The organism is Kitasatospora sp. NPDC048407, assembly GCF_043200475.1.
Taxonomy (GTDB): domain Bacteria; phylum Actinomycetota; class Actinomycetes; order Streptomycetales; family Streptomycetaceae; genus Kitasatospora.
The window spans coordinates 532,310-559,199 of record NZ_JBICXW010000002.1 but is presented as its reverse complement, the minus strand read 5'-3'; the positions used below and the strand labels follow the sequence as shown (position 1 = coordinate 559,199).

Sequence of the window (26,890 nt, the reverse complement as noted above, 5' to 3'; positions counted from 1 at the left end):
TCTCGACATCAAGCATCTTGATATCGAGAGACTTCTCCGGCAGAGTGCTCCCGGTACGGAAGAACGACGGCGTGAACGGGGTGGCCGCGATGGCGACGGGAAGCAGGGACGGCGGGGCGGGGTTGCTGGCCCAGTTGCGGAACCCGCCAGGGGGCGCGGCCGGGCGGACCATGCTGCTGACGGTGTTCACCGACCGGACCGGGTCGGGGGTGTGGGCGGCGGCCTGCGTGCTGTACTTCACCGAGGTGGAGCGGCTGACGGCCGGCCAGGTCGGGCTGCTGCTCGGCGTCGCCTCGGTGGCCGGGATCGCCGGCTCGCCGCTCGCCGGGCGGCTGGCCGCGAGCCTCGGGAGCCGGCCGGTGCTGATCGGGTGCCACCTGCTGCGGTCGGTGGCGCTCGCGGCGATACTGCTCTGCTCCTCGTTCGGCGCGCTGCTGGCCCTGGTCGCGGTGACCGCGCTGGGCGACCGGGCGGCCCGCGCGATGGAGATGCTGTTCGCCACCGACGCGGCGGGCGACCGGCGTTCGGTGTACCGGGCGCTGTCCCGGACGGCGATGAACGCCGGCTACGCGGCGGGCGCGGGCCTGGCCGCGATCGGCCTCGCGGTCGGCACCCCGGCCGCGTACCGGGCGCTGCTGCTCGCGGACGTGCTCTCCTTCCTGCTGTCGGCCGCCCTGGTGGCGGGCATCCGGGAACCGCGCCACGAGGGCCGGGTGGTCGCCGGATCCGGGCACCCCGCCCCGGACGCCGGCACCGGGCCCCGCCCGAACCCGTGGCGCGACAGCGGCTACCTGCGCTTCGTCGCCCTTGACTGCGCACTCACCATCGACGACGCGATCCTGAACGTCGGCCTGCCACTGTGGCTGATCCACGCCACCCACGCGCCGCACGCACTCGTCCCGGCCTTCCTGGCGATCAACACGGTCCTGGTGGTGGCCGCCCAACTCCGCGTCTCGGCCGCCGTCCGGACGCCCCGCCAGGCAGTGCGGGCCGTGCCGGTGTACGGCTTCACGCTGCTCGGCTGCTGCGCGGCGGCCGCCGCGGCGTACGGGACGGGGCCGGTCCTCGCCTCGGCGCTGCTACTGGTCGCAGCGGTGCTGGTGACCTTCGCCGAACTGATCCGCTCGGTGGTCTCCTGGGAGCTGTCGGTGGCCCTGGCCCCGGAACGGGCCCGCCCCGAATACCTCGGCGTGGCCGGCATGGCCCAGTCCACCGAAAAGGCGGCCGGCCCCCTCCTCCTGACCGGCGCGGTCCTCGCGACCGGCCCCCTCGGCTGGCTCGCCCTGGGCGCCGCCACCACCGTCGCCGCGTACGCACAGCGCCACTTCAGCGCGGCCCGGCTGGGCACCGCGAGCACCATCGCCATCGACTCGCCCGCGCCGTCCGTCACTTCGAGCTGAGCTCCACCACCCCGAACGCGTCGCCGACGGCGGCGGGCGAACGCCGGCGGACCAGACGCTGCCGACCGCGGTGCGGCTCTGGACGCGGGCCTGCACGGCAGTGCATCGTTCGGTTCGGCCGGAGCCGGCCGATGAATGGAGTGCCGACATGTCGGAGGAAGTTCGAAGCGGGGCGTTGGTCGTCGTCCTTGGCGATGTGCTTCGGGCGGAGATCGCCGCCGACCCGACGATGACGGAGTTGCCGCGTGTGCGCGACATCGCCGAGACGTACGGCGCGGCCCGGCCGACGGTCGTGGCCGTTCTGCGCGCATTGGCGGCCGAGGGGCTGATCGAGGCCCGGCCGGGCGACCGGTGGACGGTGACTGGAAGGCCCTGACCACGTGAACGCCGAACGCCGCCCGGAGCGGGCGGCGTTGAGGCGGGGGGGCATTGAGGCGGGGGGGCATTGAGGCGGGGGGGCGTTGAGGCGGGGGGGCGTTGAGGCGGGGGGGGCGGCACCCCGTTGCAGTCGCGGAGCCTGTCGCGACCGCCCGTGGGGCACGTCTCAGGGGCGCTCCTGGCCGAACAGGTCGACCCGGATCGGCTCGGCGGCCGGGACGGTGCCGGGCTCGGGGTCCTGCGGGGAGAAGGCGATCGCCAGGCCGGCCACGGCGAGCACCACCACGATGCCGACGGCCACGGGCAGGGCGAACTGCGAGGCGGGGACGCCGGCGCCGCCGGCCCGGCCGTCCAGGGTGACGGTGACGGCGGCCATCGCGGTGTAGTGCATCGCGACCACGGCGATGCCGGCGATCAGCGCCGCGCCGAGAGCCGCCGTCAGGCCCTTGATGTGCAGGGTCATCCACAGCGCGGCGGTGGCGGCGGCGATCGCGATCGCGACCGAGGCGACGACCAGCAGGGTGTCGTAGGAGACCTTGCCCTCCACCTGCATGGCGGCCATGCCGAGGTAGTGCATCACCGCGACGCCGCACCCCGTCAGCACGCCGCTGATCAGCAGGGTGCCGGTGCCGCTGCCCCGGTAGCCGACGTAGCCGATGCCGAGGCCGACCACGACCACCGCGACCAGCAGGCTCAGCAGCGTCAGCGGAATGTCGTACACCAGCGTCGAGGCGTCGACCATGAATCCGAGCATCGCGATGAAGTGCATCGACCAGATTCCACACCCGAACGCACCGGCCGCCAGCGCCAGCCAGCCGGCCCGCTTCTTCTGTGGCAACGTCATGGCCCGGGCCGTGCACCGCAGTCCGATGGCGGCGCCCACGCACGCGATGACATACGCGACGACCGGGTTCACCCACCCGTACTGAAAACCGTCGAGGTGGGCCATGGTGCCGTGATTCATGAGAGGGGGGGTCCGATCGAAAAACAAAATGCTGGTGCGGGATTGCCGCACAGACAATACCTCCTGGTAACTACAGGTCCGTACCAGCAGTCAAATTCCCCTTCACTCCGCCTTTTCCCCGATCGCACCACTCCTCCATCTGCCCGCGCCGTGGCACTCTTGACGCTCGTGAAGAACAACAACGAGACCGAGCCGCCGCCCCTGCTGATCGTGGACGGCGCGAACGTGGTCGGCTCGGTCCCGGACGGCTGGTGGCGCGATCGGCGCGGGGCGGCGGAGCGGCTGCGCGACTCACTGGTGATGGTCGCCCGCGACGGGCTGCCGGAGCTGCCGGGCCCGCTGACGGTCGTTCTGGTGGTGGAGGGTGCCGCCCGCGGGGTGGAGTCGGTGCCCGGCGTGCGGGTGGAGTCCGCTCCCGGCAGCGGTGACGACCGGATCGTCGACCTGGTCGCCGAGGAGCCGTCCCGCCGCTGCCTGGTGGTCACCGCCGACCGGGGCCTGCGCGAGCGCGTCACCGCTCTCGGCGCCACTCCCCTGGGCCCGCGCACCGTCCGCCGGCCGAACACGTAGCCGGCGGTCAGGAGGAGCGCTGGGCGCGGCGCCAGTTGGCGGGGCTCGCGCCGCGGGCGCGTTTGAAGGCGGTGCTGAAGGCGAACGCGTCCTCGTAGCCGACGTCGCGGGCGACGGCGGCCACGGTGCGGTCGGTGTCGCGCAGTTGGTCGGCGGCGAGGGTCATCCGCCAGCCGGTGAGGTAGCCGAGCGGGGGTTCGCCGACGGCGGCGGTGAAGTGCGCGGCGAAGGTGGCCCGGGACTGGCCGACCTTTGCGGCGAGTTCGGCCACCGTCCAGCGGCGGGCGGGGTTCTCGTGCAGCAGGCGCAGCACGTCGCCGATCGCGGGGACGGCCAGCGCCCGGTGCCAGGACGGCACTCGGGTGTCCTGGCGGGCGCACCACTCGCGCAGGGCGAGCACCAGGACGAGGTCCAGCATCCGTTCGAGCACGGCGTCCTGGCCGGGTGCCTCGTGCGCGGTCTCGGCGGCCAGCAGGTCGAGGACAGCGCGGGTACGCGGCCCGGCAGGAACGACGGCGAGCGGGGTGAGGGTGCCCAGCAGGCGTTCGGCGACATCGCCACGGAGTTCGTAGGCGCCGCGCAGCAGCGTGGTGGCGCCGGGCATCCCGTCGCCGTGGGTGCGCGGCGCGAGCGGATGCCGAGCGCGGGCATCGGCCTCGCGGACGACGACCTGCGGCGACGTCTCCGGCGAGTCGGCGATGGTGTACTGCGCGGTGCCACTGATCAGCGCGATGTCTCCGGCGGCCAGCCGGACGTGCCCGGCCTGCGGGTCGTCGTCGAGCCGCACGGTGGCCCAGCCACCGAGGGCGGCGACGACGGTGAGCGGCGGGGCGTCGGCGAAGGTCATCGACCATGGGGCCCGCCAGACCAGTTGCCGGACCTGGGCGTTGGTGACGCGGGCGCGGTGCAGCAGGTCGCTCAGGACATCCATGTGACGTCACGTTAGACGATCACAAAGGTTTTCGCGACGATCTCCCATGGATCGTCCGGCACCGGCCGGGTTGGCTGCGGGCGCGCCGGCCGACGCCGCCCTGTTCACCGGCCTCCTGGTCGACCTCCGCGACGGCCGCGGCACCACCGTCTCCGACGGCGTCCGACAGGCCCTTGGGCGCCCGCCGCGCTCCTTCGAGCAGTTCGCCACCGAGGCGGCTTCGACCGACTGCTGGGCCTGAAGAAATCGAGTGCGAGGGCCGTTCACCGCTGCGACACTCACCGCGTGACCCGACCCGAACTCTCCGAACTCGACCACCTGCGCGAGATCGAGCGCCTCGCCGCCGCGGTGACGAACGCCGCGTCAGCCGAGGGCTGGCTGTCCTTCGAACCCGAAGCGGAAGAGGCGACGCACCTGCAACGGGCGGTGAACGCCCTGGCCCGGGCGCTTCGCCACTACCACTTCCCCGGGGACGGCTGCCTCGACGAGGAGGACCGCCCCGAACTGAAGCTCGTGGGCGTCGTCCTGCTGCGCCCCGGCGCGATGCCCCAGGGCATGACGGAGACCTACGAGCAGGCGTGCGCCCGCCTCGGCGTCGAGGCCAGGCCCGAGGGCTGGGCTCTGTGGAACACCTGGGGCGACGAGGACGTCCGGGTCACCATGGTGGTCACCGCTGTCGACACCACCGAGGGCCTACTGGCGAATTGGTCGCGCAGCATCGCCATCTACCCGGTGACGCCGGTGCCTTCGCAGATCGCGCTCGTCCAGCACGGCTGGGCCGCCCACATGACCTTCTCGCCGTTCGGGGTGCGGAAGCTGGGGCTCGGCGGCCGGCCTTGACGCACTGCTGCCTCGCGGCACGACCAGCTCAGGGCGTGTCGCGGCCGGCAGCCCCCACCGCCGGCTCCTCGTCACGGGTCTCCGGCGTGAACGCGTCGCGCCGCGCGAGTGTCACCGCCAACGGCACCCCGAGCCGCGCGGCCGCCTGCCGCCGGACTCGCAGTTGTGCCCTGGTCCGGGGCCGGTACGAGGGAAGGTGCGAACACCCGCACCCCGGCCGGTGGTCGTACGTCAGCCCCTCCCCGAGCACGGCCGCCACGACGGACCACGCCCTCGTGTCACGCCGCCTGGGCGCGGCGAAGTCGTAACCGGCGAAGACGAGTTGCCCCCGGCAGCCGGGACAGACCCGCTCCCTAATCGGCCACGTGCTCCCCTTGAAGGCCAGTCGGCACGTGACGCACACGTAGTGCCGGAAGGCGCCGTTGAACGCGTGGTAGCACATGCTCCGAGAGCGTACGCGCCACCTTCCGCCCTGCCCAAGCGGTTTCCCGCGCCCCGACAGGCCTGCGACGCAACAGGGCAGCGGTGGCGGCAGGTGCACCGGCCCGGGCGGGCGGGCCGGGGGTCAGGCCAGGCGGGTGCGGGTGGTGGGGCGGGTGCGGCCGCGGGAGCTTGTGCTGGGGCGGGTGGGGCGGCGGTCGGGGCGGGGCTGGTCGCGGGTGGGGCGGGCGGCGAGTGCGGCCTTGAGGGCGCGGACGGCCAGCAGGACGGCGACGGCGGCGAGTTCGGTGGGTTCGCTGGCGCCGCGGCGGGCCGCGGCGAGCTGGCAGACGGAGCACCAGACGGCGCTGGCCCGGCCGCCGTCCGGGTAGTGCAGGGCGGGTGGCACCAGGTAGTGGCAGCCGCAGCTCTGGCAGACGAAGACCAGCCTCATCGGTGCACCACCCCCGAGCCCGCGCACACCGTGCACGGCGACCAGAAGGTGCGCTGCACGGGCTGCTGCCACCCTTGTCCGTCGGTCTCCACGGAGTGTTCGGTCTTCTCCGTGCCGCGAGCCCCGGCGCAGCCCGGGCAGGTCTGCTGCTCAGTCATCGGCCACCTCCAGAGCACAGACCGTAGCGTGCCGACCCCGGTGAGCGACAGCGATTCGCCGTTGGTCCACTCGGATTTGCAGTGCACCGGCCTTGCACGCCGTGCGCCGCCCGCGCGCGCCCCGCGCCTCCCGGGCGCCCCCACCACGCCGCCTCGCCGCCGATGCGCTGTCAGGCGGTGGGCCAGTCCGCCGGTGACGCCTCGACGTCGTTGCCCCTGATCCACACCGTGGAGACGCCGAGCAGTCGGCGCATCACCGCGAAGCCGCCCTCCCAGCCGCCGGGCAGTCGCAGTCGCCCGGACCGGACGTTGCCCGCGCTGAACCGGGTGTCCGCGCTCTCCAGCATGCCGGTCCAGCCGGGCAGGCCGAGTTCGGGGACGTTTCCGGTCAGGTCGGCCTGGACCGGGATCTCCAGTCCGTCGGCCAGCAGCAGGGCGGGGCCCCGGTACACGGGTGTGCTCATGCGTAGAGCCTGCGGGACCTGCCCTCACCTGCGCAAATCCCGCAATCCCGGTGGAGCCGGACACTTCGTCCGATGCCTGCGACAAGAATCCCTGACGGAAAGTCAATTGGGATACGGCCAGGCGTATCCGAGCTCCTCGGCGCGCTCCTTGCTCCCGGCGACCACCTTGGCGTAGCGCTTCGGGTCCTCCGCCGCCAGCCGCCGCAGGACGGTCGCGGCCTGGGACTCGGGCGGGCTGCCGTCGTCCTGGACGGTCCAGCGGAATCCCAGCGGGCGGTCGGGCCGGTCGGGGTTTCCGCTGCCCTGCCCGGGGACGTACCGGAACAGGATCTCCACGGTGTCGGGCTCGTCGGGGCTGGTGCCGATCCAGCCGCGTTCGGCGTCCCAGCGGCGCATCAGCTCAGGCCGTGAGATCAGGGCGGCCTTGATCAGCCGGGCGATGTCGCGGGCGTGCCACATCCAGGACGCGTCGGCCTCGGCCCGGGCGATCGCCGCGTCGTAGGCGGCGGCGTCGAAGCGGTGGGTGGGCGGGTCGAAGGGCGCCCGGCCGCCCATGGTGCGGCGCCAGTTCTCCCACACCACGTGTTCGCCGTCCCGCCGGATGGTGACGAAGAGTTCGCCGCAGCAGCCTCCGGTGCAGGTGGCTTCGGCGAGTTGGACTTCGTGCGGCTCGGGTCGGGCGCGCAGCCGGCCCTCGTCGAGCAGCAGGGCGGGGGTGAGCGCGGGGCCGTCCCGGAACAGGGCGGGGACGATCGGGCGGCCGTCGATGAGCACCCGGGTCTCGAGGCTCAGCCGTTCGACCGGGTCGGTGGCCACCACTTCGATCCGGATCGGCTCGGGGGCGGCGGGGTGTTCGAACGGGTGGCGGCCGGTGCGGCGGATCCACATGGCGCGCCGCCGCTGTACGCGGTCGCGCTCCCGGCGGTACGCGACGTGGGCGGACGCGGCGGTCAACGCGTCGAGCGCGGTGAGCAGTTCGGCGCGCCGGCCGGGGGGCCAGTCGAGCAGGACGGCGGTGCCGCTGGACAGGTCGAGGGCGAGGGAGAGCAGGGTGGCCGCGGTGTCGAGGGTGTGCGGCAGCTGGGCGGCGCGGGCGATGACGGTTTCGTAGAGGCGCGGCGCGTCGGGGTGGGCGAGCAGTTCGGTGGGGTCGTCGTGCGAGTGGGCGAGCCGGACCAACAGGTGGGCGGCGACGGCGAGCAGTTCGCTGTCGTCGGGGTGGCGGTCGAGCAGGTCGGGCAGGTGGGTGGCTTCGGTGATCCGGCGGGCGGTGCCGGCGGAGAGCGGGACGGTGGCGGGCAGGGCGCGGAGGGCGGTGCGGACGGCGGCTCGGTCGCCCGTCCAGAGCGCGTCGACCAGCGGCTGCACGTCCTCCGGGTGCTTGTCGAGGGCGAGCGAGAGAGCGGCGGCGGTGGGGCGGTCGAGCCGGTCGAGGGCGCGGACGGCCGGACCGCCGAGCGGGCGGAGGGTGCCGAGCGCGCGCACGCCGGACACGTCCGTGGCGTCGCCGAGGCGGCCGAGCAGGGTGATGCCGACGGCGGCTGCGGGCACGCTCGTGGCGGTGCGCACCAGTTGCCGCCCCAGCCCACGGGCTGCCGCCGCATCGTCGAACACCAGCTGGTCGACGATCGTCATGATGGCGGGCAAGTGACGGGCGGCGAGCCGGAGCTCGGCGAGGCGGTGGTGCACGGTGCCGACGTCGCCAGGCAGCGGGGTGAGGATGGCGCGGACGGCGTGCTCGGCCTCGTCCCTGGTGAGCCGCGACCGGTCGTTGTCGGCCGCGGGGCCGGGCAGGGCGTGGCCGCCCCGGGGTGGGAGGGCGTCGCTCAGCAGCAGCCGGGCGTGGTCGTGAAGGACGGCCGGCGGCGCTGGTGAAATGGCGCTCACCGGGTAACAGAAAGCTCGATTCGGTAGCTCATGGCCCGCAGCCTGCCAGCCCGCCCGGCCCCCTGTCGAACCATTTTCCGACGCTTCGTCGGATACCCGCCCAAGTCGGACGGCCGGGCCAAAAGGCTCCGGCCGCCCTCTCCTCCCGGTCAGCGGCCGAGGCGGCGCTCCAGCTCCTGCAGGTAGCTGTCGCCGTAGGCGTCGGCGAGGTCGTCCAAGTCGATCATCGGGGGGATGTCGATGACGGGCTGGCGCTCGATCAGGAACGCCACGGTCTCGTGCACCACCCGGCGCTCGTCGGCCTCGGGGAGTCCGGTCCGCTCGAGCACGGTGTCGGTGACCCGGATCTGGGTGGAGGCCTGGGCCGCCCCCTCCTCGACCCGGACCAGGTACTCGCGGTCCCCCAGGAACTCCACCCGGATGTCAGCTGCCATGGCGCAGGTCGTCCTTCCCTCGGTGCTCGGCCGTTGTGGCCGTGCCGGTGATGGGTGCCGACGCCGCGCGGCCGACCCGCCGGGCGCCGGGCGTCTCCACCTTACGACCTGCTGACACCGTCCTCGTCCAGGCCCGGCGCACCCTGCGTCCCGGGGGCGGCACTTGATGTCCGATCGGCGTGCAGCGCGAGGTAGGTCCAGCTGACGCCGGCCCTGGCGTGCGGGTCCTCGCGCCGGGCGAGGTGCAGCGGCGCGAGCCCGTTCGCGCGGGCGAGGGCGACGGTCTCAGGCGCGTCGACCGGGAACATCCGGCGGCCGGGCGGGACGGGGCCGTGGCGCAGCGACAGGACGATCCGGCCGTCGTCGGCGAGCAGGCCGGCCAGGGTGGCCATGGCGGTGGCGCGCTGTTCGGCGTCGAGGTGCATCCAGACGGCGGTGAGCAGGATCAGGTCGTAGCGGTCGGCGCGGGCGGTGAGGCCGGGCAGGTGCGGGAGGGCGTCGTCGACCCAGTCGATGGGGTGCCGGGCGTGCCGGGCCCGGCCGAGTTCGCGCATGGGGGCGGTGGGTTCGACGGCGGTGACGCGGTGGCCGGCCGCGGCGAGGGCGGCGGCGTCGCGTCCGCTGCCGGCTCCGATGTCGAGGACGGCGGCGGGCCCGGCCGGGTACAGGTGGAGCGTTTCGCGGTGGACTTCCGCGAAGCTCACGCTCTCGTACTGTTCGACCAGGGCTTCGGCGGCGTCGGCGTATCCGGCGGTGCTGTCCATCGCCCGCAGGCCGGGGTCCGTGGTGTCACTGTGCATACGGGGACGGTAGTCCACGGCGCCGGACGTGCCGTCAACTCACCGTCCCCGCAGGCTCATCCGACGACGGCGACGGGCGCGTCCCAGGCGTTGCGGTCCACGGTGAGGGCGGCGCCGCCGTAGCTCTCCTTCTGGTTGACCTGGTACTGGTGGGCGCGGCGGTGGCCGGTGTAGAGACCGGCGGCGAACGGGAAGCTGCCGGTGGTGTCGGCGGCGCCGTCGTAGCGGGCGTACCAGAGGGCGTCGGGCAGGTCGGGGGCGCCGGCGGCCTGCGCGATGCCGGCGGCGCTGGACGAGGCGAAGCCGTAGAACCCGGCCCAGTAGCCGGAGTTGTGCACGGCGCGGTTCCAGGACTGGGTGTAGGCGAGGACGGCGTCGGCGCAGCCGGTGTCGGCGGTGTTGTACGCCTCGATGTCGAGGTAGAGGGTGCTGCCGGCCCGCATGCCGAGGGCGGCGGCCTTGGCCACGGCGTCGTTGCCGTCGCTGGTGCCGAGTGTGGTGGCGGTGTCGGCGGTGATCTTCTCGGGGCTGCTGCCGGTCTGGCACGGGGGCTGTGCGCCGACGTACAGCGGGACGAGCTTCCAGCCGATGGAGTTGACCGAGCTGACCCAGCCGGCGGTGAGCTGGGGCTGGGCGCAGCCGCGGTTCTTGCCGCCGATGTAGACGGCGGCGGCGCCGTACGGGGAGGTGCCGTGCCAGGCGGTCATGGTGGCGAGGGCGGGGGCGGTGCAGGTGTCGAAGGCGAGTCCGGTGAAGGTGGCGGGTGCGGTGCCGGGCTTGGCGGCGGGTGCGGCGTTGCGGGTGGGCGCGGGGGCGGAGCCGCTGGCGGAGGCCGAGGCGGATCCGGAGGGCGCCGGTGAGGCCGAGGCCGAGGGGGAGGCCGATCCGGACGCGGACGCGGACGCCGAGGGGGAGGCGGAGGCGCTGTCGCCGGGCGCGGGCGTGGTGTCGGTGCCGGTGGGGGTGCTCGCGGCGGGTTCGGCGGCGTGCGGGGCGGGGTGGTCCTTGCTGGTGGCGGCGAGGGCGGCGACGCCGCTGCCGATGACCAGGACGGTGGCGGCGGAGAGCAGGACGGCGCGTCGGCCGCGGGGGCGGCGGGGTGAGGTGCGGGCGCGGCGGTGCGACACGGGATCTCTCCTGGTGGAACGGGGTGGGGGGTGGGGCGCGGCGGTAAACGATCACCACGGGTGGCGCACACCCTAACCGGTCGCCGGTAAACGCTTTCCCAATCCTTTCCCAACCCTCGGGCGGGAACGGGCGGCCCCTAGGATGGGGGTGATGAAGTCCATGTCGAGCGCGGGGCGGCCGCGGCGGAGGGAGTCTCCGATGGAGTTGGCGGGCCTCGATCCGGAGAGCGGCGATTCCGGTGACGGCGAGGAGGGCGGCCGTCGGCGCCGTGGGCAGGGCGAGCTGGCGACCGAGGTGCTGACGGTGCTGCACGGCGCGCCGGGGCCGGTGACGGCGTCCTGGGTGCAGGAGCAGCTGGGCGGCGAGCTGGCGTACACCACGGTGATGACGATCCTGTCGCGGCTACTGGCGAAGCAGGCGGTGTCGCGCAGCCGGGTGGGCCGGGCGTACGTGTGGTCGGCGGCGGCGGACGCGGCGGGGCTGACGGCCCGGCGGATGCGCCGGCTGCTCGACACCGAGCCGGACCGGGACGCGGTGCTGGCGAGTTTCGTGACGGCGTTGACGCCGGAGGACGAGCAGCTGCTGCGCTCGTTGCTGAACGCGACGGACCCGCCGCAGGACGGCGCGGGCCCGGGCAGCGGGCGGTGATCGATGGGCTTCTTCGTCTTCCTTCCGCTGGTGCTGCCGTTGACGTCGTGGCCGATCGCGCGACTGGCCGAGCATCATCTGCATCCGCGCAACGCGGTGCGGCTGCTGAGCTGGATCGGCGTGTCGATGGCGGTGTGCAGCACGCTGGCGCTGGGGTTGCTGTTCGTGGTGGGCACCGCGCAGATTCCGGGCAACCCGCTGCCGGACAACTGGTCGGATCCTGAGATCCGTACGGCGGTGCCGTTCCACGAGGAGGTGGGTACGGCCGCGGTGGTCGGTCTGGTGACGGTGTTGACGGCGTGTTCGCGTTCGTTGCGCCGTCATCTGCGGATCCGGGCGCGGGCTCAGCGGGCGCTGGCGCCGATGCCGCTGGATTCGGATCTGGTGGTGCTGCCGGACGCCGAGCCGTACGCGTACGCGGTGCCGGGGGTGCCCGGCCGGGTGGTGGTGTCGACGGCGATGATGGATTCGCTGGACCTGGACGAGCAGCGGGCGCTGTTGGCGCACGAGCGCTCGCACCTGGCGAACCGGCATCACCGCTACCTTCTGGCGGCGCAGTTGGCGAGTTGTGTGAATCCGTTCCTGCGTCCGTTGCAGAAGGCGATCAGCTATGCGACGGAGCGGTGGGCGGACGAGGAGGCGGCGGGTTCGGTGGGTGACCGCCGGCTGACGGCCCGCGCGGTGGCCCGGGCGGCGCTGGTCACCCGGTCCGCCGGTCCGTCGCCGTCGTTCGCGGCCTTTGCCGCGCCGGGCCCGGTCCCGCGCCGGGTGACGGCGCTGCTGAGCCCGGCGCTCGGCCTGTCCTGGCCGCCGCCGGCCAGCCCGGCCGGGCTGGCCGCGATGGTCGCGGCGGCGGGAACGGCCGCCTCGGCGGTCTTCGCCCTGAACGCTGCGGTGGCCCTGCTCCTCCTGGTGAAGGCCGCCACGCCCTGGTAGCCGGCAGTCGACCTGCGAGAACGGCCCCCGCCGCTTGGCGGGGGCCGTTCTTCTGTCCGGGTGGGGGTGTCAGTCCACGCAGGGCACTCCCCCGGCCTTGACCGGCGGGCCCTGCATCTGGAGCGTCGCGCTGGGGCTGGGGTCGGCAGGGGTGGCCGTTCCGCCGGGGGCGGTGTACTCGGTGCCGAGGGTGACCTGGACGTGGCCGGCGGCGATGCCGGTCCCGGCGGTGGCGGTGACGCCGTAGCGGGCGGCGATCTGTTCGGCGGCGTCCTTGGACCCGGCGCCGTACTTGACGGTGGTGGTCTTGGGCTTGGCGTCGGCGGTGGCGGCCTTCCCGGCCCGGTAGCCGAGCGCGACCAGCGCCTTGGACTCGTCCCCCGCCGCGCCGGTGACGGACGAGCCGTTGAGGACGTCCACGGTGGTGTTGGCGGCGTCGGCGGGCGGCGCGGTGGTGGGCGCGTCGCTGGTGGCGGCGGGTGCGGGCGCGGGGTCGGTGGCCTGGCCGAACAGCTGCTTGACGATGCGCCGCAGCTTGACCGGGTCGACCTGGTTGACCTCCTGGCCGCCGATGTTGGCGAACTTGTCGATCGGCAGGGTGTTGAACTCGACGTTCCCGCCGGTGAGGTTGGGGGCTTGCTGGGCGAAGTCGAGGATCTGCCAGTCGTCGTCTATCACGATGTCCTTCTTGACCACGTCGAGCAGCGACTGCATCTTGCCCAGGTCGTCCATCACGCCCTGCTGCTTGAGCTTGTATTCGACGGAGGCGATGAACGCCTGCTGGCGGTGGGTGCGGTCGAGGTCGCCGTTGGTGAGGTTGTGCCGCTGGCGGACGAAGGACAGCGCCTGGGCGGCGTCCAACTGGCTCTCGCCGGCGGGCAGTTGCAGGCCGGTGCCGCCGCCGGGCTTGATCACGTTGCCCTTGCTGTCGGTGACCCGGGAGACGATCGGGTCGTTGACGGGCTTGTTCAGGCAGACGGTGATCGGCTGGAGTGCCTTGGCGATGTCGTAGAAGCCGAGCAGGTTGACCTCGGCGAAGTGGTCGATCGGGACGTCGAGCAGCTTCTGCACGGTCTGGATTGTGGCGGAGCGCCCGGCCTCCCGGCTCTGGTGCTCGAGGTCGGCGCCCTTGACGCCCTTGGCGCGCAGCTTCTGCTCGGCGGCGTCCTTGGCGTACCCGTACGCCTCCTTGACCTTGTGCATCTTGCCGTCGGCGCCGTAGGTCTGCACCCAGTCGTCGCGCGGGATGGACACCGCCTGAACCTTTCCGCTGGGCGGGATGTGCAGCACGATCAGCGAGTTGGTGTTGTAGCCGCCGATCTCGCTGGAGCCGGCGTGCAGTTCGTCCTGGACGAACTCCTTGGGCAGGTCGTTGCCGTCCATGTCCTTCCGGCTGTCCAGGCCGATCAGCAGGATGTTGATGGACTTGTCGAGGTGCTTGGGGGCGTTCTTCTTCGCCTCGTCGAGCGCGTGCGAGCGCGTGACGCCGTTCAGGTTGTTGACGGTGTACCAGGCGAAGCCGCTGACGGCGAGCACGGCCAGCGAGACGCCGCAGGCGACGGTGCGGCCGGCGATCACCAGCGGGGCGGTGCGGGACGGGCGGGTGCCGGTCCGCCGGGTGCTGCGCTGCTCAGCCATGGTGGACCTTCCGGGTGCGGCGGGTGCGGACGACGGCGGCCAGCAGCGCCGCGACCAGGGCGGCGATCATCGGCCAGAACTGGCCGCTGACCAGCTTCAGGCCCTGGGTGGCGAGTCCGGCGCCCTGGTAGTGGTCGCCGTGCGCCAGGTAGTCGACGGCGCAGGCCACCGTGAGCGTGACGACCGGCGCCCCGCTGACGATCCACCACCAGCCGCGCCGGGTCGCGACCAGCGCGGCCATCGCCGCACCGACCACCGCGCACGTCGCGTACAGCCAGCCGAGGCCGTCGCCGAACATCTCGTCGGCGAGCGCCCCGAGTACGGGCAGGCCGAGCGCCGGCAGCACCGCGGGCATCCGGTTCGGCGCGGCGGCCGTCTCCCGGCGGCGGTCGGCCCCGCGGGGGGCCGCCCCGCGCCCGCCGGCCGGTCGTCCGCCGGCCGGGCGCCGCTGCTCCGCGGTGCGCCGCGCGGCACGCTGGCCCGGTACCGGACGCTCGCTCGCCGCCCGGCGCCCGCTCGGTTCGGGGGTCGGCGCGGGCGCCTGCTGTCCGTACTCGTCCCGCCACAGCGGTGTTCCGCTGCGCGAGCCCGCTGGCCTTCGCCCCGTCATGGTCACCCCTTGTCCACTGCCGCGTCGTCGGCGCGACGTTCGGCCGGTTCGGCCTGACAGACGCGCACCGGACGCCGTTCGGTTCCTCTACACGCATGTAGAGGTTGGAGCGAAGCATACAAATCCCGTCCGGGTACGTAAGCTCACCCCCAGGTCGTCGCGGCGGGCCACCCGCCGTGGGCGACACCTGGCAGAACGCGGCAGGCCGCCGGCAGGACACGGTCGCCGGTCGGCGACGGACCGGCGGCCGGGCAGCGGCCCGGAACAGAAGGAGGCCCGGCGGTGGCGGAGCGCGGCGCGAAATGGCCGTGGGCGGTGCTGGCCCTGGCGGTCCTCGCGATCTGGGCGTACGAACGCGGCGACGACTCCGCGTCCCCGTCCGCCACCCCGCCCGCGGCCTCGGCGAGCGGCCCGGCCTCGCAGGACCCCTCGCCGGACTCCTCGTCCACACCGCGGGGTTCGGCCGACTACGCGCCGCCGCGGTTCGCCCCGGAGGTGCGCAAGTACGCCGCCGAGGCAGGCGTCGACCCGCAGCTGCTGATGGCGATCCTGTTCAACGAGTCGTACAAACCGCACGGGCCGGACGTCGAGCGGGCCTGGCAGAAGATGAAGCCGGAGGCCTCGTTCGGCGTCGCCAACATGCACCGCGCCGCGTACGAGGACACCCGCAAGGGCCGCCCGTTCGCCGACCGGCCGTGGGAGGACCTGCCGGACGACCCGGCGCTGGCGGTCCGGGCGGCCGCCTGGCACCTGCACGACCTTTCGGCGCAGCTGCCCGCGAAGTGGTCGGCCTCGTACAACCGCAACGAGTTGATGGCGCTCGGATACAACACCGGCGCCGGCAACATGCTGGCGTTCGCGCGCGGCGCGCACCCGGGCCCGGAGGCCCGGTCGTACCTGGACCGGCTGCACAACAACTGGGACAAGTCGGCTGCCGCGATTGCTTCTTGACGCGCGTCAGGGGGTGTAGGCCCGCTCCAGTTCGGCGAGCGGGTAGGGCGTCAATTTGCTCTCGGTCCGGAGGCGGCGGTGAAAGCCGTCCAGCGCCACGGCGGTCGGGGCGTGCCGGTCGAGCAGGTCGGCGGCGGGTGCGGGGACGGTGGCGGGGCGGTGTCCGGCGAGCCACTCGCGCAGGAAGTCGGTCCGCGCGGTGTCGCCGCGGTAGCGGTCGAGCAGGTGGTGCTGGAGCAGGTGGTTGGCGGTGTAGTAGCGGTCGTAGCCGCGGTGGCCGGCGAGGAAGCGGCGCTCGGCGGGGGTGAGGTCGAAGCGTTCGCTGAGCGCGAGGCCGAAGTCGGCGAAGGCGATCAGGCGGCCGTCGGTGAGCACGTTCGTGAAGTGCGCGTCGAAGTGCAGGAAGCCGCGTTCGTTCATGAACCGTGCGCCGCGGGCGAGTTCGCCCGCCGCCCAGTGGTGCGGGGCGCCGGTGCGGTCGGGGTGGTGGTGCAGCCAGTCGGCGAGGGTGTGCGGGAAGTGTTCGAGGAACAGCACCAGGCTGTGCGTGGCGCCGGCGAGCGACTCCAGCCGCCTGCGCACGGCCGGGTGCCCGTCCCAGTGGGCAACAGTTGCGTCGAGTCCGCCGAACTGGTCCAGGAAGCCGTCGGCCGGGGTGTCGGGCAGAACACGCCAGTGGTACATCAGCGGGAAGCCTTCGTGGGCGCGGTCGAGCACCCAGTGGGTGGTGAGGGTGTGCGCGGCGAGTTCGCGCCAGGCGCCGAAGCCGGTGGAGCCGATCCCGTACTGGTAGAACCCGGGCAGTTCGAAGTGGTTGGCGGTGCTGCGGACGTTGCCCGCCGCGAGTTCCAGGTCGGTGAGCGGCACCCGTTTGACGAACACCCGGATCCCGTCGATCTCCAGCGCGCCGGTCCGCCCGCCGACTCCGGACCCGCCGGGCGCCGACTCCCCTGCGGCGGCGAGCAGTTCGCCGAGCTGCCGGTCGCCGAGCAGCGCGAGCGCGGTGGCGGCCGTCCCGTAGGCCCTGATCCGCGCGTCCGTCGCCGGATCCTCTGCGTCACGCATCGACAACTCCCCCGGCCGGCACCCTCGTTCGGCCGAGCCTACCGCCAGGGTGCCGGAACGGCGCGGGAGCCGGCCGGTCAGTGGTGCCAGGCCTGGCCGCCGGTGTTGTGGATGAACCGCTGCAGGGCCTTGATCGTGGTCAGGTACTCCTCGTCGGAGATGCCGGCGTGGCGCTCCGCCCACAGTTCGTCCTGGAGAGCGGCGCCCTTGGTGAACACGGCCAGGCCTTCGGGGGTCAGGGCGAGCCGGCCGTCGGTCTCGATGATCCAGCCGTGCTCGACGGCCCCCTCGATCTCGGCCTCCATGACCTCCCGTCCGGCGTCGAGGTAGCCGTGCAGCAGGTCGGTCACCTCGGTGCGGACGCGCGGCCCGTCGGGGTTGTTCAGCTGGGCGAGCACCCACCACTGCGGCTGGGTGAGCCCGAGTTCGGCCAGCGCGCCCCGGGTGCGGCTGACGACCGCATTGTAGGCCGCCCAACTCCAGTAGCCGATGGGCTGCTTGATCAGTTCGGCGTCGGTGTGCGAGTACTCCATGGCCGGGTCCTCCCCGTCTCGTCGATCACTGCGGTACGTCCGACCCTAAAAGTTCAAGCGCGCTTGAGGTCAAGCCCCGCCCTCACCCCTTCACCTAAACTGACTCTCCGTCAATTCCGGCCAGCGGAGGGTCATCAATGTCCGAAGACCTGCTCATCGCCAAGATCGCCCACGGTTTCGACCACCTCGACGCGGACGGCGACGGCCTGCTGACCGAGCAGGACCACGTCCTGATGGGCCGGTCGGTGGCACGTTCGCTCGGACACCCGGCCGGATCGCCGCAGGAGCAGCGGATCGTGGACGCGTACCTGGCGATCTGGCGCGAGGTTCATCTGCCCCAACTGCCCGCCGGAGTAAGAGCGATCGGGCGGGCGCAGTTCCTGGAGTCCACGGCGGCGCTGGCGGACGATCCGGCGGCGGCCGAGGCGGTGCTCGGCGGCCTGGCGCGGGCGTTCCTGGCGATCGCCGACGCGGACGGCGACGGGCAGTTGGACGCGGACGAGTTCTTCGCCTTCCAGCGCGGCCACTTCCCGCAGTTGCGGCGCATCGACGTGGACGCCGCGTTCGCCCATCTGGACCGGAACGGGGACGGCGCGCTGTCCGCCGAGGAGTTCGTCACCGCGATCGTCGAGTACTGGAGCAGCCGCGACCCCGAGGCGCCGGGGAACTGGTGGACCGGCAGCCCGCAGGGCAACCCGGACCCGACCACGCTCTGACCTCCAACAGCACGGCTCTCGGGCGCCGTTGACCATTCCTCGGGCGGATTTGACCGGGCGGCGGGCCCCGGGCAGCCTGGTGGACATGACAGATCTGGATCTTGCGGGGTGGGTGGCCCGGGTCGACGCCGAGACGGCGGGCGCCGGGGACATGCAGCGGATCGCGCACGCACAGCGCCTGGCAAGGCAGTTGACCGAGCTGGGCCACCGCCTGGTGGAGCACTACCTCGCGGCGGCGGATCCGACCGAGGCCGGTTGCGAGGAGGCGCAGGCGGCGGAGGACGAATCGGACGCGCTGCTGGACGGGGCCTTGCAACGGGCCCGGCAGCTGGGGCACCGGGAGACCAACACCGGTCACCTGCTGCTGGCGCTGACGGCGGTGGACGACACGGCGGCGGCGGTGCTCGCGGGGCTGGGGGTCTCGCAGGAGGCCCTGGAGTCGGCGATCGCGCAGGCGTGGGAGGGCCACAAGTGGTGGCGGTTCCCGGTGCCGGACGGCGAGTTCCCGCCGTTCGCCTCGAGTACGGAGGGGGTGTACCGCCGGCTCACCGACCCGTCGGCCGGGGCGGGTCTGCTGACGGAGCGGCTGCTGCTGAGCGTCCTGGAGCAGGACCACCAGGGCCCGGGCCGGATCGCCCTGCACACGCTGGGCCTGACCTCCCGGCAGGTGCACCGCGAGCTGACCCGCCGCCTGGCCACCGCCTGACCCGCCGCCCGGCCACCGCCTGAGCCTCCGCCCCGCCCCCGCCTGAGCCGCCCGCCGGCGACGCGTTCTCCGCTGCCCGGCCGCCGCTACGGGTCCGCCCGGGGATCGGCGGGCAGACTGGGGGCATGACCGCTTCTCACGGGCTCGGCCCGGCCGATCACGACGAGGCGCACGACCCGGGGCTGGGCGGGCGGCTGAACTGGCTGCGCGCGGCGGTGCTCGGCGCGAACGACGGTGTGCTGTCGACGGCGGGCCTGGTGGTGGGCGTGGCCGGCGCGAACGCCACCTCGACGCAGCTGCTGACGGCAGGTCTGGCGGGCCTGCTGGCGGGTTCGCTGTCGATGGCGGCGGGCGAGTACGTGTCGGTGAGCACCCAGCGGGACACCGAGCAGGCGGCGCTGACGAAGGAGCGGCACGAGCTGCGACACACGCCGGAGGCCGAGCTGGTGGAGCTGGCCGGCCTGTACGAGGCGAAGGGCCTGGATCCGGAGCTGGCGCACCAGGTGGCGGTGCAGCTCACCGCGCACGATGCGCTCGGCGCCCACGCGGAGGCCGAACTCGGCATCGACCCGAACGAGTTGACCAATCCTTGGCACGCCGCGTGGGCGTCCTTCGCGGCGTTCACGGTGGGTGCGCTGCTGCCGCTGCTGGCGATCGTGCTGCCGCCGCCCTCGTACCGGATCTGGATCACCGTGGTGGCGGTGCTGGCCGCGCTGGTGTTCACGGGCTGGAAGAGCGCCCGGCTGGGTGACGCGGATCCGCGCCGGGCGGTGCTGCGCAACGTGGTGGGCGGCGCCATCGCCATGGGTGTGACGTACGCGGTCGGCACGATTCTGGGCGCGTCCACCGAGTGAGCCCGGACGCGCGTCAGGGGCCCGTACCGCGCGTGCTGGGCGCGTCCACCGCGTGGAGCCCGGACGTACGTCAGGGGCCCGCACCGCGCGGGCTGCCGCGGCACGGGCCCCTGACGGACGTTCAGTAGCGCAGGTCGGCGGCGATCCGTCCGGCGTCGGAGAGCGTGCCGTCAGGGACGAAGCGGACCGTGGCACCGGCGTCGAGGGCGCGTTCGATGACCTCGTCGACGATGTCCTCGCGGGCGCCGGGCTCGTCGGCCTGGGCGGGCACCAGGTGGTCGCCGTCGTCGCGGACGGTGGTGCGGAAGTTCTCCTCGACCACCAGCAGCGCGATCCGGCCCTCGCCGACGGTCTGCCAGACCTCGTCCAGTCCGGCCGCGAAGGCCTTCCGGCCGCGGGCCTTGTCGAGCTGGGCGAGCGCGTCGGAGATCTCCTGGTCGGCGTGGGCCCGGACGGCGGGTTCGACCACCTGGCGGACCTTCTCGGCGCCGAGCTGGGCGAGGCCGCCGTGCGGGACCTGCGCGGCGGATTCCTTGGCCATCGGGCCGACGGCGTCCAGCAGGGCGAGCGCGGGGGCGTCGCCGAACACGAACAGCGGGCGGGGGTCGGCGGCCAGCACCTTGGCGATCTCGGTGTCGGCCTGCCGCAGGAAGGTCTTGGTCTCCTCGTCGCGGAAGGTGCTGGGGGTGTCGCCGATCTGCTCCTGGCGTTCCGGGTCGGGATTTTCGTACTCCCGGATCAGCGGGAAGCCGTAGCCGGTCTCCTCCGTCACCCGCTCGTCGATGCCGCCCCACAGCACCACCCGGTCGGCGGCGACGGCGAGCACCCAGTGCGGGCGCTCGGCGATCTGCGCGGCGACCAGGTTCCGGGTCAGGAAGGTGTCGGACAGGACCACCCGGGCGGCGGCGGTACGGCCGAGTGACCACACCTGGTGCTCGCCGGGCGCGGCGAGGATCGCCAGGCCGTCCTCGGCGTGCACCAGGTCGACCTCCTTGAGGGCCTGGTCGAGCTGCCCCAGCACGTCGATCCGGACGGCGCGGTCGACCTGGGGATCGGCCTGGACCCGCTCCTTCGCCTCGGCCACCAGATTGCGCAGCCGGACCGGGTCCTGCGCGTTGTCCGGCTCCCGCCGGTGCGTGGGCATCAGGATCGACACCGCCGGGTACGGGCGCGGCCGACGCAGCTCGGCGAGGACGGCGGGGCTGAGGGCGGGGTGCATGGAGACCCTTTCCGAAGGCGGTTCGGCCTTCTGTGGCGGTTCGGCCTGCTGTGCGTGGACGCGCGAAGCCTGTGCTCTGCTCCAGAATGTCCCAAATGTACCCATCTGCCCGGCGGCGCGTCCCCCCGCCGACCCGGCCGACACGCCGTGTTCGGCGTTCCCCCGCCTACCGCCGGCCGCGCCCCCCGGCGAGGCGGCGGGCGGCGAGGTGGGCGGCGACGGCGGCGAGTGCGCCGAGGGTGTAGCCGAGCAGGTCGGACGGGTCGAAGGTGGTGCCGAGGGCGAGCCGGGCCAGGCGGCTGTGTGCGGCGAGCGCCTCGGGGACGCCGGTGAGCTGGAACGTCTCGACGGCGAAGCTGGTGGCGAGCGCGGCGGCACCGGCGGTCCACGGCCGCAGGCGGGGCGCGGCGGCCATCAGCAGCGTGTGCAGCAGCGCGGTGTAGAGCGCCCCGCCGAGCAGCGCCCCGGCGGCGGACGGCAGCAGGCCGGGGGCGACCAGGCCGAGTGCGACGACGGCCGCGGCGGCCAGCAGCCAGCGGGCACGGTTGCATATCTGACTAAACGTCAACTTCCTTTCCACCAGCGGACGGTGGGGATCGGCCGGGTGCGGTGGGCGTGGCGGGTGCGGGTCGCTGGTGCGCATCCGCACAGCCCATCACACGGGTCGGTCTCGGGTGTGCCCGGGGCGGGCCCTACGGTGGGGGCATGCGAACCATCGAGTTGACCTGCGCCCCGGCGCTGGACCGGGCGGTGCGGACGGTGTGGCGGCAGTTGGCCGACGGTGGGGTGGACTCGCTGGCGGACAATCCGCACCCGGCGCACCGGCCGCACCTGACGCTGGCGGCGTGCGGGGCGGTCGAACCGGAGCAACTCGCGGAGCTGGGTGAACTCCTGGCCGCCGCATTGCCGTTGGAGGTCCGGTTCACCGGTCTGCTGTCGTTCAGCGCGCGCAGCCGGCGGCGGGTGCTGGCCTGGGGCGTGGTGCCGAGCCCGGAGCTGGTGGAGCTGCACCGCGAGGTGTGGCGGCTGCTGGCCGCCGTCCCCGACCCCAATCCGCTGTATCTGCCGGGCCGTTGGATGCCGCACCTTGGCCTGACCCGTCGCCTCGAACCGGATGCCCTCGCGCAGGCCCACGACCTGCTGGGCCGCCACCCGGACCTGACCGGAACCTTCGACGCGGCGCGGACGTTCGACTCCGAGACCCAACTCACCGTCCCGCTGACGCCGGTGGCTCCGCGGGGCCACTGACGCGCTACCGCCGGTGGCTCCGCGGGGCCGCCGACGACCGGTCCGGCGCAGGGTCGGGAATGCGCCACGGCTCCCCCGTCGAACGCGCTGCCGCTCCCCCTGACCTCCCCGGCGTACGCCCCTTGTCCTGGCGAAAGACGCTTCCCTGGCGAGTCCGGGTTTGATTGACTTCCGGTCATGACCTCCCCTGTGTTCGAGACCGTGCCGCCCCACCCGATCGCCTACCTGGATCGACTGGCCGTCTCGGATCTCGGTCTCGCCTACAAGGCGACGATGCTCTCTGCGCTCGCCGCCGAGCGCGGCCACACCGTGGTGGACCTGGGGTGCGGCCCGGGCACGGACCTGGCGGCGCTGGCCGAGGCGGTCGGCGCGGAGGGCACCGTGTACGGGGTGGACCACGACCGGGAGGCGGCCGACGCGGCCACCGACCGGACGGCGCACCTGTTCCAGGTCGCGGTGCGGCTCGCCGATGTGCACGACCTGCCGCTGGCGGACGCCAGTTGCGACCGGGCGCGCACCGACCGGGTGCTGCAGCACGTCGCGGATCCGGCGCTCGCGCTGCGCGAGGCCCGCCGGGTACTGCGTCCCGGCGGCCTGCTGGTGCTGGGCGAACCGGACTGGGGCACCTTGACGATCGACCACCCGGAGCCGTCGCTGACCGCCGCGTACACCCGGTACATCACCGACCACGCGGTGCGCAACGCCCGGATCGGCAGTCAACTGCCGCGGCTGGCCGCCGAGGCCGGTCTCGAGGTGGTCGACGTCCACCCGCTCACGCCGGTCTTCCGCGAGGTGGCCTCCGCCGACCGGGTCCTCGGCCTCCAGCGGGTCACCCGGCGCGCCGTCGCCGCGGGCTACCTCTCCCCCGCCGACGCCGACCGCTGGCTCGCGCACCTCGCCACCGGCCCGTTCCTGGCCACCGTCACCTTCCACGTCGTCACGGCGCGCGCCTGAACACCGTTCAGGCGCGGCCGAGGGCCCGGTCCACGGTGATCTCGATGACCACCCGCTCGGGGTTCTCGCGCGGCTGGCGGTAGCGCTCGGCGTAGCGGCGTTCGGCGTCGGCGACGGACGCGGCGTCCTGCCGGATGACGGCGCGCCCCTCCAGGGTGGCCCAACGCGCCCGGTCCACCTGGCAGATGGCGACCCGCTGCCCGGCCTCGCCGGCGGCCAGCACGTTGCGGACCTTTCGGCTCTCCCGGCTGCTGATCACCCGGGCGATCCCGGTCTCGGGGTCGAAGGTCGCGCCGACGGGCACCACGTGCGGGGTGCCGTCGGGGCGCAGCGTGGTGAGGGTGCACAGCTGGTACTCGCGCCAGAACGCGAGGTAGGCCGGGTCGAGGTTGTGGATGTCGTGTGCCATGCCCGCATGGTACGGCGGGCCCTGGGGCGGCTCCGTGGCGGCCCTGGGGCGGTTCCGTGGCGGCCCTGGGGCGGCTCCGTGGCGGCCCCCGGGCGGCCCTGGGGCGGACCCGCCCGCTGGGGTGCGGGCCGGGCCGGGTAGCGTCACCGCTGGTGGGGGCGGTCCCTGTCGGGGTTCGGCGCGGTGGCGGAGGGAGTACGGGGTGGCGACGGTGGAGGTCCGGGAGGGCGGGCAACTGTCTTTCTCCGCTCGGCGGTTCACGGTGGACGGGTTCGCCTCGGCCCCGGACCCGGAGGGCCCGAAGCGGCGCGGGAAGCTGCTGCGGGAGCGGGTGCCGCTGGAGTCGCACGCCGGGCTGGTGCTGTCGGCGTCCCGGCCCGACGTGCTGGCCGCGGTGGAGTCGGCGAACGTCGGCCGGCTGCCGCACCTGGTGCCGCTGCGGGTCGGGCGGATGGCGGCGTCGCCGTTCGCGTTCCTGCGCGGTTCGGCCGGCCTGATGGCGCACGACCTGGCGACCACCCCGGTGAGCGGCGTCACCGCGCAGCTGTGCGGGGACGCGCATGCGGCGAACTTCGGCCTGTACGGGGACGCCCGGGGCCGGCTGGCGCTGGACCTTAACGATTTCGACGAGACGGTCGTCGGCCCGTGGGAGTGGGACCTGAAGCGGCTGGTGGCGAGCCTCGTCCTGGCCGGTCGCCAGCTGGGCGCGAACGAACTCGCCTGCCGGCAGGCCGCGTTCGACGCGGCGGCGACCTACCGGCGGACGGTGCGGCGGCTGGCCAAGCTGCCGGCGCTGGACGCGTGGAACGCCTGGGACGCCATCGCCGAGCACCAGTTGGTGGAGTTCGCGGACGCGCACGAGCTGAGCGAGGTGCTGGCGGCGGTGTCGGCGAAGGCGCTGCGCAACACCGGCGCGAAGTTCGCGGCGCGCTCCACCGTCCTTACGGAGGACGGGGGTTGGCGGTTCGTTCCGGCACCGCCGATCCTGACCGAGGTGACGGACCGTCAAGCTTCCCTGGTGTCAGGCGCGTTGGCCTCCTACCGCGACACCGTCCCGGCGGAACTGCACCCGCTGCTGGGCCGGTTCCAGGTCCAGGACGTGGCGTTCCGGGTGGTGGGCACCGGCAGTGTCGGCACCCGCTCGTACGTGGTGCTGCTGACCGACCGCCGGGGCGGGCCGCTGGTGCTCCAGGTGAAGGAGGCCCGCCCGTCGGTGCTGCTGCCGCACCTGGTGCGGGCCGGGTTCCCGATACCCGCGGACGGCGGCCACGAGGGCCGCCGGGTGGTGCTCGGGCAGAAGCGCATGCAGGTGGTGTCGGACCCGCTGATGGGCTGGACCAGCGTCGCCGGACTCCCGTACCAGGTACGCCAGTTCCGCAACCGCAAGGGCAGCGTCGACCCGGCCGCCCTGACCCCCGCCCAACTCGACGACTACGCCCGCCTCACCGCCGCCCTCCTCGCCCGCGCCCACGCCCACACCGCCGACGCCGCCCTGCTCGCCGGCTACTGCGGCAAGGACGACCGCCTCGACGAGGCCCTGACCGCCTTCGCCATCACCTACGCCGACCAGTCCGAAGCCGACCACGCCGCCCTTCTCACGGCGATCCGCACCGGCCGCCTCCCCGCCGAGAGCTGACCGCCGGGGCGGGCCTTGTGACCTGCGCTTCTTCTAGAGTGGACGCCATGGACATACCCGGCCTTGGACACGTGACCTTCGACGCCGACTACGACGGCTACCTCAGCGCGCCCCTGCCCGTGCCCGCGCTGGGCGGCGCGGCATGTTCCGTGGCTGTCATGGGATATGACGACGACGAGGCACCGGAAGACTTCCACGCGGCCATCGACGCCTTTCTGACGCTCGACGCGTCCGTCCTGGAGTCCGCCGCCCTGCCGATCTTCCAGTACTACCAGGACGTCAAGGACCTGGTCGGCGACGATCAGGGCCTCGTGCCGATCAGCGGCCCCGACGAGATCTGGCAGCACATCCGGCCCGGCACCGAGGTAACGGTCGAGCGGAACGACCGGGCCGGCGATCGCCAGGTGTACGTGTCGATCGAGTGCGAGTGCGCCTGGGAGCCCGAGCACGGCCTCCAGATCGTGCTGCGCGGCGGCCGGTCGGTGACGAAGGTCGGCCCGTTCGATGGGCACCTCACAAACGCGGACGCGTCCGGCCGCGACGTTCTCGCCGACGTCGTCTACCTCGCGGCCGGCTGATCCCGCGATCGCGCCGGGGATCGGCACCGCCCCGCCGCCCGTCGGGCCTGTGACGCCTCCGGCCGCCGGGAGCCGCCGTCGACGCATCTCGGGGTCGGCCAAGCGCGGTGGCAAGCGCAAGTACCCCGGCCCCGCCGCCGGGCGGCCCGCACCCGCCCGCGGCAACGCTCAGCTGCCCGCGAGCCCTACGACGACCACACACACCACCAGCGCCAGGGACAGCGCCGGCAGTGCCGCGATGCCGAGGAAGACGTAGGAGGCCCGCTTGGCGACGGGGGTGCCGTACTCCCGCAGTGCGGCGGAGCGGACCAGCGCCACCGCGATCACCGGCACCGACCGGAACACCGCGAACGAACCGTCCGGCATCTCAACTCCCCCGCCCCGTAACGGCGCAGGGTGACCCTACTGCGGCAGGTGCGCCCGGCGCCTGCCGGGCGGGGCACAATGAGGCGCATGCGAGTACGAACGGTGCGGGTCGAGGAACTGTCGGCGCTTCAGGAGATCGAGCGGGCCGCCGGTCGGTGGTTCCACGAGGTCGGGATGGCGGAGATCGCGGAGGACGAGCCGCTGTCGGTCGAGGAGTTGGGGCGGTATGTCGAGGCGGGGCTGGCCTGGGTGGCGGTGGACGGCGAGGACCGGCCGGTGGCGTACCTGATCGCCGAGCGGGTGGACGACGCGTTGCACGTGGAGCAGGTCTCGGTGCATCCGGATGCGGCGCGCCGGGGTGTCGGGCGGGCGTTGCTGGAGCATGCGGCGCAGGTGGCGCGGGCCGACGGGCTGCCGGCGTTGACGCTGACGACGTTCGCGGAGGTGCCGTGGAACGCGCCGTACTACGCCCGTTGCGGGTTCCGGCCGGTGCCGGCGGAGTTGCTCGGGCCGGAGCTGCGGGAGGTGCGGGCGCGGGAGGCCGAACACGGGTTGGACCGCTGGCCGCGGCTGGCGATGCGCCGTACTCTCTGAGCCACCTGGTGCCCGCCCGGACGCCGGTGAGTGCCACCGTCCCGGTGCGCGGGGCGGCCGGACGTGGGAGGGGCTGAGCATGGTCGCGCGGGGAACGGCACGGCTGCTGGTGGGCAACAGCGGTGAGGAACCCCAGGAGTTGACGGTGGAGCCTTGGGCCGGGGCCTACTGGATCCCCCCGGGCCGGACGTTCGCGGTGGTCACCCCGACGCCCGGCGAGGACGGATCGTGGCGGGGCACGACCGGCCCGCACGGGCTGTTCGGGGTCGACCGTCGGCCGGATTCGGTCACCGTGTGGCCGTACGGCAGTTGCTTCCAGCTGACCGACGGGACGGGCACGGCGGCCGGCGCCGACTGGGGCCGCCCGGAGCGTCCGCCGGCCTGCTGAGTCCGGCCCGGGT

Annotated in this window: 34 protein-coding genes; 17 read left to right on the top strand and 17 right to left on the bottom strand. The window is 73.7% G+C overall.

Translation table 11 applies throughout. The features are described from left to right. Window positions 1-44 precede the first annotated feature (44 nt). Window positions 45-1,400, top strand: a complete 1,356-nt coding sequence (locus ACGFWJ_RS08030; protein WP_392946465.1) for an MFS transporter — start codon at window positions 45-47, stop codon at window positions 1,398-1,400. A gap of 148 nt (window positions 1,401-1,548) precedes the next feature. Then, complete coding sequence (locus ACGFWJ_RS08025) at window positions 1,549-1,776, top strand: GntR family transcriptional regulator (RefSeq protein ID WP_392946462.1); 228 nt, start codon at window positions 1,549-1,551, stop codon at window positions 1,774-1,776. A gap of 168 nt (window positions 1,777-1,944) precedes the next feature. Here the strand turns inward: ACGFWJ_RS08025 and ACGFWJ_RS08020 are convergent, their stop codons facing one another. Continuing rightward, a complete protein-coding gene (locus ACGFWJ_RS08020; RefSeq protein ID WP_392946459.1) occupies window positions 1,945-2,742 on the bottom strand; it encodes an MHYT domain-containing protein in 798 nt (265 codons plus the stop codon). A 168-nt stretch (window positions 2,743-2,910) separates the two neighbouring features. Here ACGFWJ_RS08020 and ACGFWJ_RS08015 point away from each other — a divergent pair, with 168 nt between their 5' ends. Further along, the gene (locus ACGFWJ_RS08015) at window positions 2,911-3,312 is read left to right on the top strand and encodes an NTP pyrophosphohydrolase (RefSeq protein ID WP_392946457.1); all 402 of its coding nucleotides are present in this window, start codon (window positions 2,911-2,913) and stop codon (window positions 3,310-3,312) included. 7 nt (window positions 3,313-3,319) lie between these two features. Here ACGFWJ_RS08015 and ACGFWJ_RS08010 read toward each other — a convergent pair whose 3' ends face one another. Continuing rightward, on the bottom strand, window positions 3,320-4,243 hold the full coding sequence (locus tag ACGFWJ_RS08010) for an AraC family transcriptional regulator (protein ID WP_392946454.1): 924 nt from the start codon (window positions 4,241-4,243) through the stop codon (window positions 3,320-3,322). Window positions 4,244-4,289: 46 nt separating this feature from the next. Between ACGFWJ_RS08010 and ACGFWJ_RS08005 the strand changes: the two genes are divergently transcribed. Together ACGFWJ_RS08005 and ACGFWJ_RS08000 are read left to right on the top strand one after the other, a co-directional pair. Continuing rightward, entirely contained in the window at window positions 4,290-4,484 is a 195-nt protein-coding gene (locus ACGFWJ_RS08005) for a hypothetical protein (RefSeq protein WP_392946451.1), read from the top strand. A gap of 44 nt (window positions 4,485-4,528) precedes the next feature. Beyond that, a complete protein-coding gene (locus ACGFWJ_RS08000; protein ID WP_392946449.1) occupies window positions 4,529-5,083 on the top strand; it encodes a hypothetical protein in 555 nt (184 codons plus the stop codon). Between the two features lie 565 nt (window positions 5,084-5,648). Here ACGFWJ_RS08000 and ACGFWJ_RS07995 read toward each other — a convergent pair. The 7 genes from ACGFWJ_RS07995 to ACGFWJ_RS07965 form a co-directional block, all read right to left on the bottom strand. Continuing rightward, a complete protein-coding gene (locus tag ACGFWJ_RS07995; RefSeq protein ID WP_392946447.1) occupies window positions 5,649-5,957 on the bottom strand; it encodes a hypothetical protein in 309 nt (102 codons plus the stop codon). Beyond that, window positions 5,954-6,115 carry a hypothetical protein gene (locus ACGFWJ_RS07990; protein WP_387649458.1) on the bottom strand — a complete coding sequence of 54 codons (162 nt, stop codon included), beginning with the start codon at window positions 6,113-6,115 and terminating at the stop codon, window positions 5,954-5,956. The genes ACGFWJ_RS07995 and ACGFWJ_RS07990 overlap by 4 nt, the downstream gene beginning before the upstream one ends. Before the next feature lie 170 nt (window positions 6,116-6,285). Further along, window positions 6,286-6,579 (bottom strand): hypothetical protein, encoded by a 294-nt coding sequence (locus tag ACGFWJ_RS07985; protein ID WP_387649461.1) that lies wholly within the window; start codon window positions 6,577-6,579, stop codon window positions 6,286-6,288. A 102-nt stretch (window positions 6,580-6,681) separates the two neighbouring features. Further along, on the bottom strand, window positions 6,682-8,466 hold the full coding sequence (locus tag ACGFWJ_RS07980) for a hypothetical protein (RefSeq protein ID WP_392946443.1): 1,785 nt from the start codon (window positions 8,464-8,466) through the stop codon (window positions 6,682-6,684). Window positions 8,467-8,615: 149 nt separating this feature from the next. After that, entirely contained in the window at window positions 8,616-8,900 is a 285-nt protein-coding gene (locus ACGFWJ_RS07975; RefSeq protein WP_392946441.1) for a hypothetical protein, read from the bottom strand. A gap of 101 nt (window positions 8,901-9,001) precedes the next feature. After that, the gene (locus tag ACGFWJ_RS07970) at window positions 9,002-9,700 is read right to left on the bottom strand and encodes a class I SAM-dependent methyltransferase (protein WP_392946439.1); all 699 of its coding nucleotides are present in this window, start codon (window positions 9,698-9,700) and stop codon (window positions 9,002-9,004) included. Between the two features lie 56 nt (window positions 9,701-9,756). After that, window positions 9,757-10,827 (bottom strand): glycoside hydrolase domain-containing protein, encoded by a 1,071-nt coding sequence (locus tag ACGFWJ_RS07965; protein WP_392946436.1) that lies wholly within the window; start codon window positions 10,825-10,827, stop codon window positions 9,757-9,759. Between the two features lie 199 nt (window positions 10,828-11,026). Here ACGFWJ_RS07965 and ACGFWJ_RS07960 point away from each other — a divergent pair, with 199 nt between their 5' ends. Both ACGFWJ_RS07960 and ACGFWJ_RS07955 read left to right on the top strand, forming a co-directional pair. Next, the gene (locus tag ACGFWJ_RS07960) at window positions 11,027-11,476 is read left to right on the top strand and encodes a BlaI/MecI/CopY family transcriptional regulator (RefSeq protein WP_392946433.1); all 450 of its coding nucleotides are present in this window, start codon (window positions 11,027-11,029) and stop codon (window positions 11,474-11,476) included. Window positions 11,477-11,479: 3 nt separating this feature from the next. Further along, window positions 11,480-12,412 (top strand): M56 family metallopeptidase, encoded by a 933-nt coding sequence (locus ACGFWJ_RS07955; protein WP_387649481.1) that lies wholly within the window; start codon window positions 11,480-11,482, stop codon window positions 12,410-12,412. A 69-nt stretch (window positions 12,413-12,481) separates the two neighbouring features. On the opposite strand, the gene ACGFWJ_RS07950 is transcribed toward ACGFWJ_RS07955, so the two are convergent. Both ACGFWJ_RS07950 and ACGFWJ_RS07945 read right to left on the bottom strand, forming a co-directional pair. Then, entirely contained in the window at window positions 12,482-14,050 is a 1,569-nt protein-coding gene (locus ACGFWJ_RS07950; RefSeq protein ID WP_392946430.1) for an LCP family protein, read from the bottom strand. Then, the gene (locus ACGFWJ_RS07945) at window positions 14,043-14,660 is read right to left on the bottom strand and encodes a DUF6542 domain-containing protein (protein ID WP_392946427.1); all 618 of its coding nucleotides are present in this window, start codon (window positions 14,658-14,660) and stop codon (window positions 14,043-14,045) included. Before ACGFWJ_RS07945 ends, ACGFWJ_RS07950 begins: the two co-directional genes overlap by 8 nt. A 282-nt stretch (window positions 14,661-14,942) precedes the next feature. Here ACGFWJ_RS07945 and ACGFWJ_RS07940 point away from each other — a divergent pair, with 282 nt between their 5' ends. Beyond that, window positions 14,943-15,611, top strand: coding sequence for a transglycosylase SLT domain-containing protein (locus ACGFWJ_RS07940; protein ID WP_392946425.1), 669 nt, complete (start codon window positions 14,943-14,945; stop codon window positions 15,609-15,611). 6 nt (window positions 15,612-15,617) lie between these two features. Here ACGFWJ_RS07940 and ACGFWJ_RS07935 read toward each other — a convergent pair whose 3' ends face one another. Next, window positions 15,618-16,676, bottom strand: a complete 1,059-nt coding sequence (locus ACGFWJ_RS07935) for a protein kinase family protein (RefSeq protein WP_392946422.1) — start codon at window positions 16,674-16,676, stop codon at window positions 15,618-15,620. A gap of 77 nt (window positions 16,677-16,753) precedes the next feature. Continuing rightward, window positions 16,754-17,209 carry a MarR family winged helix-turn-helix transcriptional regulator gene (locus ACGFWJ_RS07930; RefSeq protein ID WP_392946419.1) on the bottom strand — a complete coding sequence of 152 codons (456 nt, stop codon included), beginning with the start codon at window positions 17,207-17,209 and terminating at the stop codon, window positions 16,754-16,756. Window positions 17,210-17,346: 137 nt separating this feature from the next. Between ACGFWJ_RS07930 and ACGFWJ_RS07925 the strand changes: the two genes are divergently transcribed. The 3 genes from ACGFWJ_RS07925 to ACGFWJ_RS07915 all read left to right on the top strand — a co-directional run bounded on the left by ACGFWJ_RS07925 (window position 17,347) and on the right by ACGFWJ_RS07915 (window position 19,485). Beyond that, on the top strand, window positions 17,347-17,925 hold the full coding sequence (locus ACGFWJ_RS07925; protein ID WP_392946416.1) for an EF-hand domain-containing protein: 579 nt from the start codon (window positions 17,347-17,349) through the stop codon (window positions 17,923-17,925). Window positions 17,926-18,010: 85 nt separating this feature from the next. Further along, the gene (locus ACGFWJ_RS07920) at window positions 18,011-18,631 is read left to right on the top strand and encodes a Clp protease N-terminal domain-containing protein (protein ID WP_387862367.1); all 621 of its coding nucleotides are present in this window, start codon (window positions 18,011-18,013) and stop codon (window positions 18,629-18,631) included. 125 nt (window positions 18,632-18,756) lie between these two features. Beyond that, the gene (locus ACGFWJ_RS07915; protein WP_392946412.1) at window positions 18,757-19,485 is read left to right on the top strand and encodes a VIT family protein; all 729 of its coding nucleotides are present in this window, start codon (window positions 18,757-18,759) and stop codon (window positions 19,483-19,485) included. Window positions 19,486-19,606: 121 nt separating this feature from the next. Here the strand turns inward: ACGFWJ_RS07915 and ACGFWJ_RS07910 are convergent, their stop codons facing one another. Then, the gene (locus ACGFWJ_RS07910; protein WP_392946409.1) at window positions 19,607-20,704 is read right to left on the bottom strand and encodes a chemotaxis protein; all 1,098 of its coding nucleotides are present in this window, start codon (window positions 20,702-20,704) and stop codon (window positions 19,607-19,609) included. Between the two features lie 166 nt (window positions 20,705-20,870). Further along, complete coding sequence (locus ACGFWJ_RS07905) at window positions 20,871-21,272, bottom strand: DUF2809 domain-containing protein (protein ID WP_392946406.1); 402 nt, start codon at window positions 21,270-21,272, stop codon at window positions 20,871-20,873. 137 nt (window positions 21,273-21,409) lie between these two features. On the opposite strand from ACGFWJ_RS07905, the gene ACGFWJ_RS07900 reads away from it, so the two are divergent. Beyond that, window positions 21,410-21,952 carry a 2'-5' RNA ligase family protein gene (locus ACGFWJ_RS07900; protein WP_392946403.1) on the top strand — a complete coding sequence of 181 codons (543 nt, stop codon included), beginning with the start codon at window positions 21,410-21,412 and terminating at the stop codon, window positions 21,950-21,952. Window positions 21,953-22,129: 177 nt separating this feature from the next. After that, on the top strand, window positions 22,130-22,906 hold the full coding sequence (locus tag ACGFWJ_RS07895; protein ID WP_392946400.1) for a methyltransferase domain-containing protein: 777 nt from the start codon (window positions 22,130-22,132) through the stop codon (window positions 22,904-22,906). 7 nt (window positions 22,907-22,913) lie between these two features. Here the strand turns inward: ACGFWJ_RS07895 and ACGFWJ_RS07890 are convergent, their stop codons facing one another. Continuing rightward, on the bottom strand, window positions 22,914-23,315 hold the full coding sequence (locus tag ACGFWJ_RS07890) for a pyridoxamine 5'-phosphate oxidase family protein (RefSeq protein WP_387649515.1): 402 nt from the start codon (window positions 23,313-23,315) through the stop codon (window positions 22,914-22,916). On the opposite strand from ACGFWJ_RS07890, the gene ACGFWJ_RS07885 reads away from it, so the two are divergent. Together ACGFWJ_RS07885 and ACGFWJ_RS07880 are read left to right on the top strand one after the other, a co-directional pair. Continuing rightward, entirely contained in the window at window positions 23,314-24,951 is a 1,638-nt protein-coding gene (locus ACGFWJ_RS07885) for a DUF2252 domain-containing protein (protein WP_392946395.1), read from the top strand. The genes ACGFWJ_RS07890 and ACGFWJ_RS07885 overlap by 2 nt on opposite strands. Before the next feature lie 47 nt (window positions 24,952-24,998). Then, window positions 24,999-25,529, top strand: a complete 531-nt coding sequence (locus ACGFWJ_RS07880) for a DUF6985 domain-containing protein (protein ID WP_392946393.1) — start codon at window positions 24,999-25,001, stop codon at window positions 25,527-25,529. Between the two features lie 168 nt (window positions 25,530-25,697). Here ACGFWJ_RS07880 and ACGFWJ_RS07875 read toward each other — a convergent pair whose 3' ends face one another. Then, a complete protein-coding gene (locus ACGFWJ_RS07875) occupies window positions 25,698-25,895 on the bottom strand; it encodes a hypothetical protein (protein ID WP_392946390.1) in 198 nt (65 codons plus the stop codon). Between the two features lie 87 nt (window positions 25,896-25,982). Between ACGFWJ_RS07875 and ACGFWJ_RS07870 the strand changes: the two genes are divergently transcribed. After that, window positions 25,983-26,489, top strand: coding sequence for a GNAT family N-acetyltransferase (locus ACGFWJ_RS07870; RefSeq protein WP_392946387.1), 507 nt, complete (start codon window positions 25,983-25,985; stop codon window positions 26,487-26,489). A 79-nt stretch (window positions 26,490-26,568) separates the two neighbouring features. Further along, a complete protein-coding gene (locus ACGFWJ_RS07865) occupies window positions 26,569-26,877 on the top strand; it encodes a hypothetical protein (protein WP_392946384.1) in 309 nt (102 codons plus the stop codon). Window positions 26,878-26,890 lie beyond the last annotated feature (13 nt).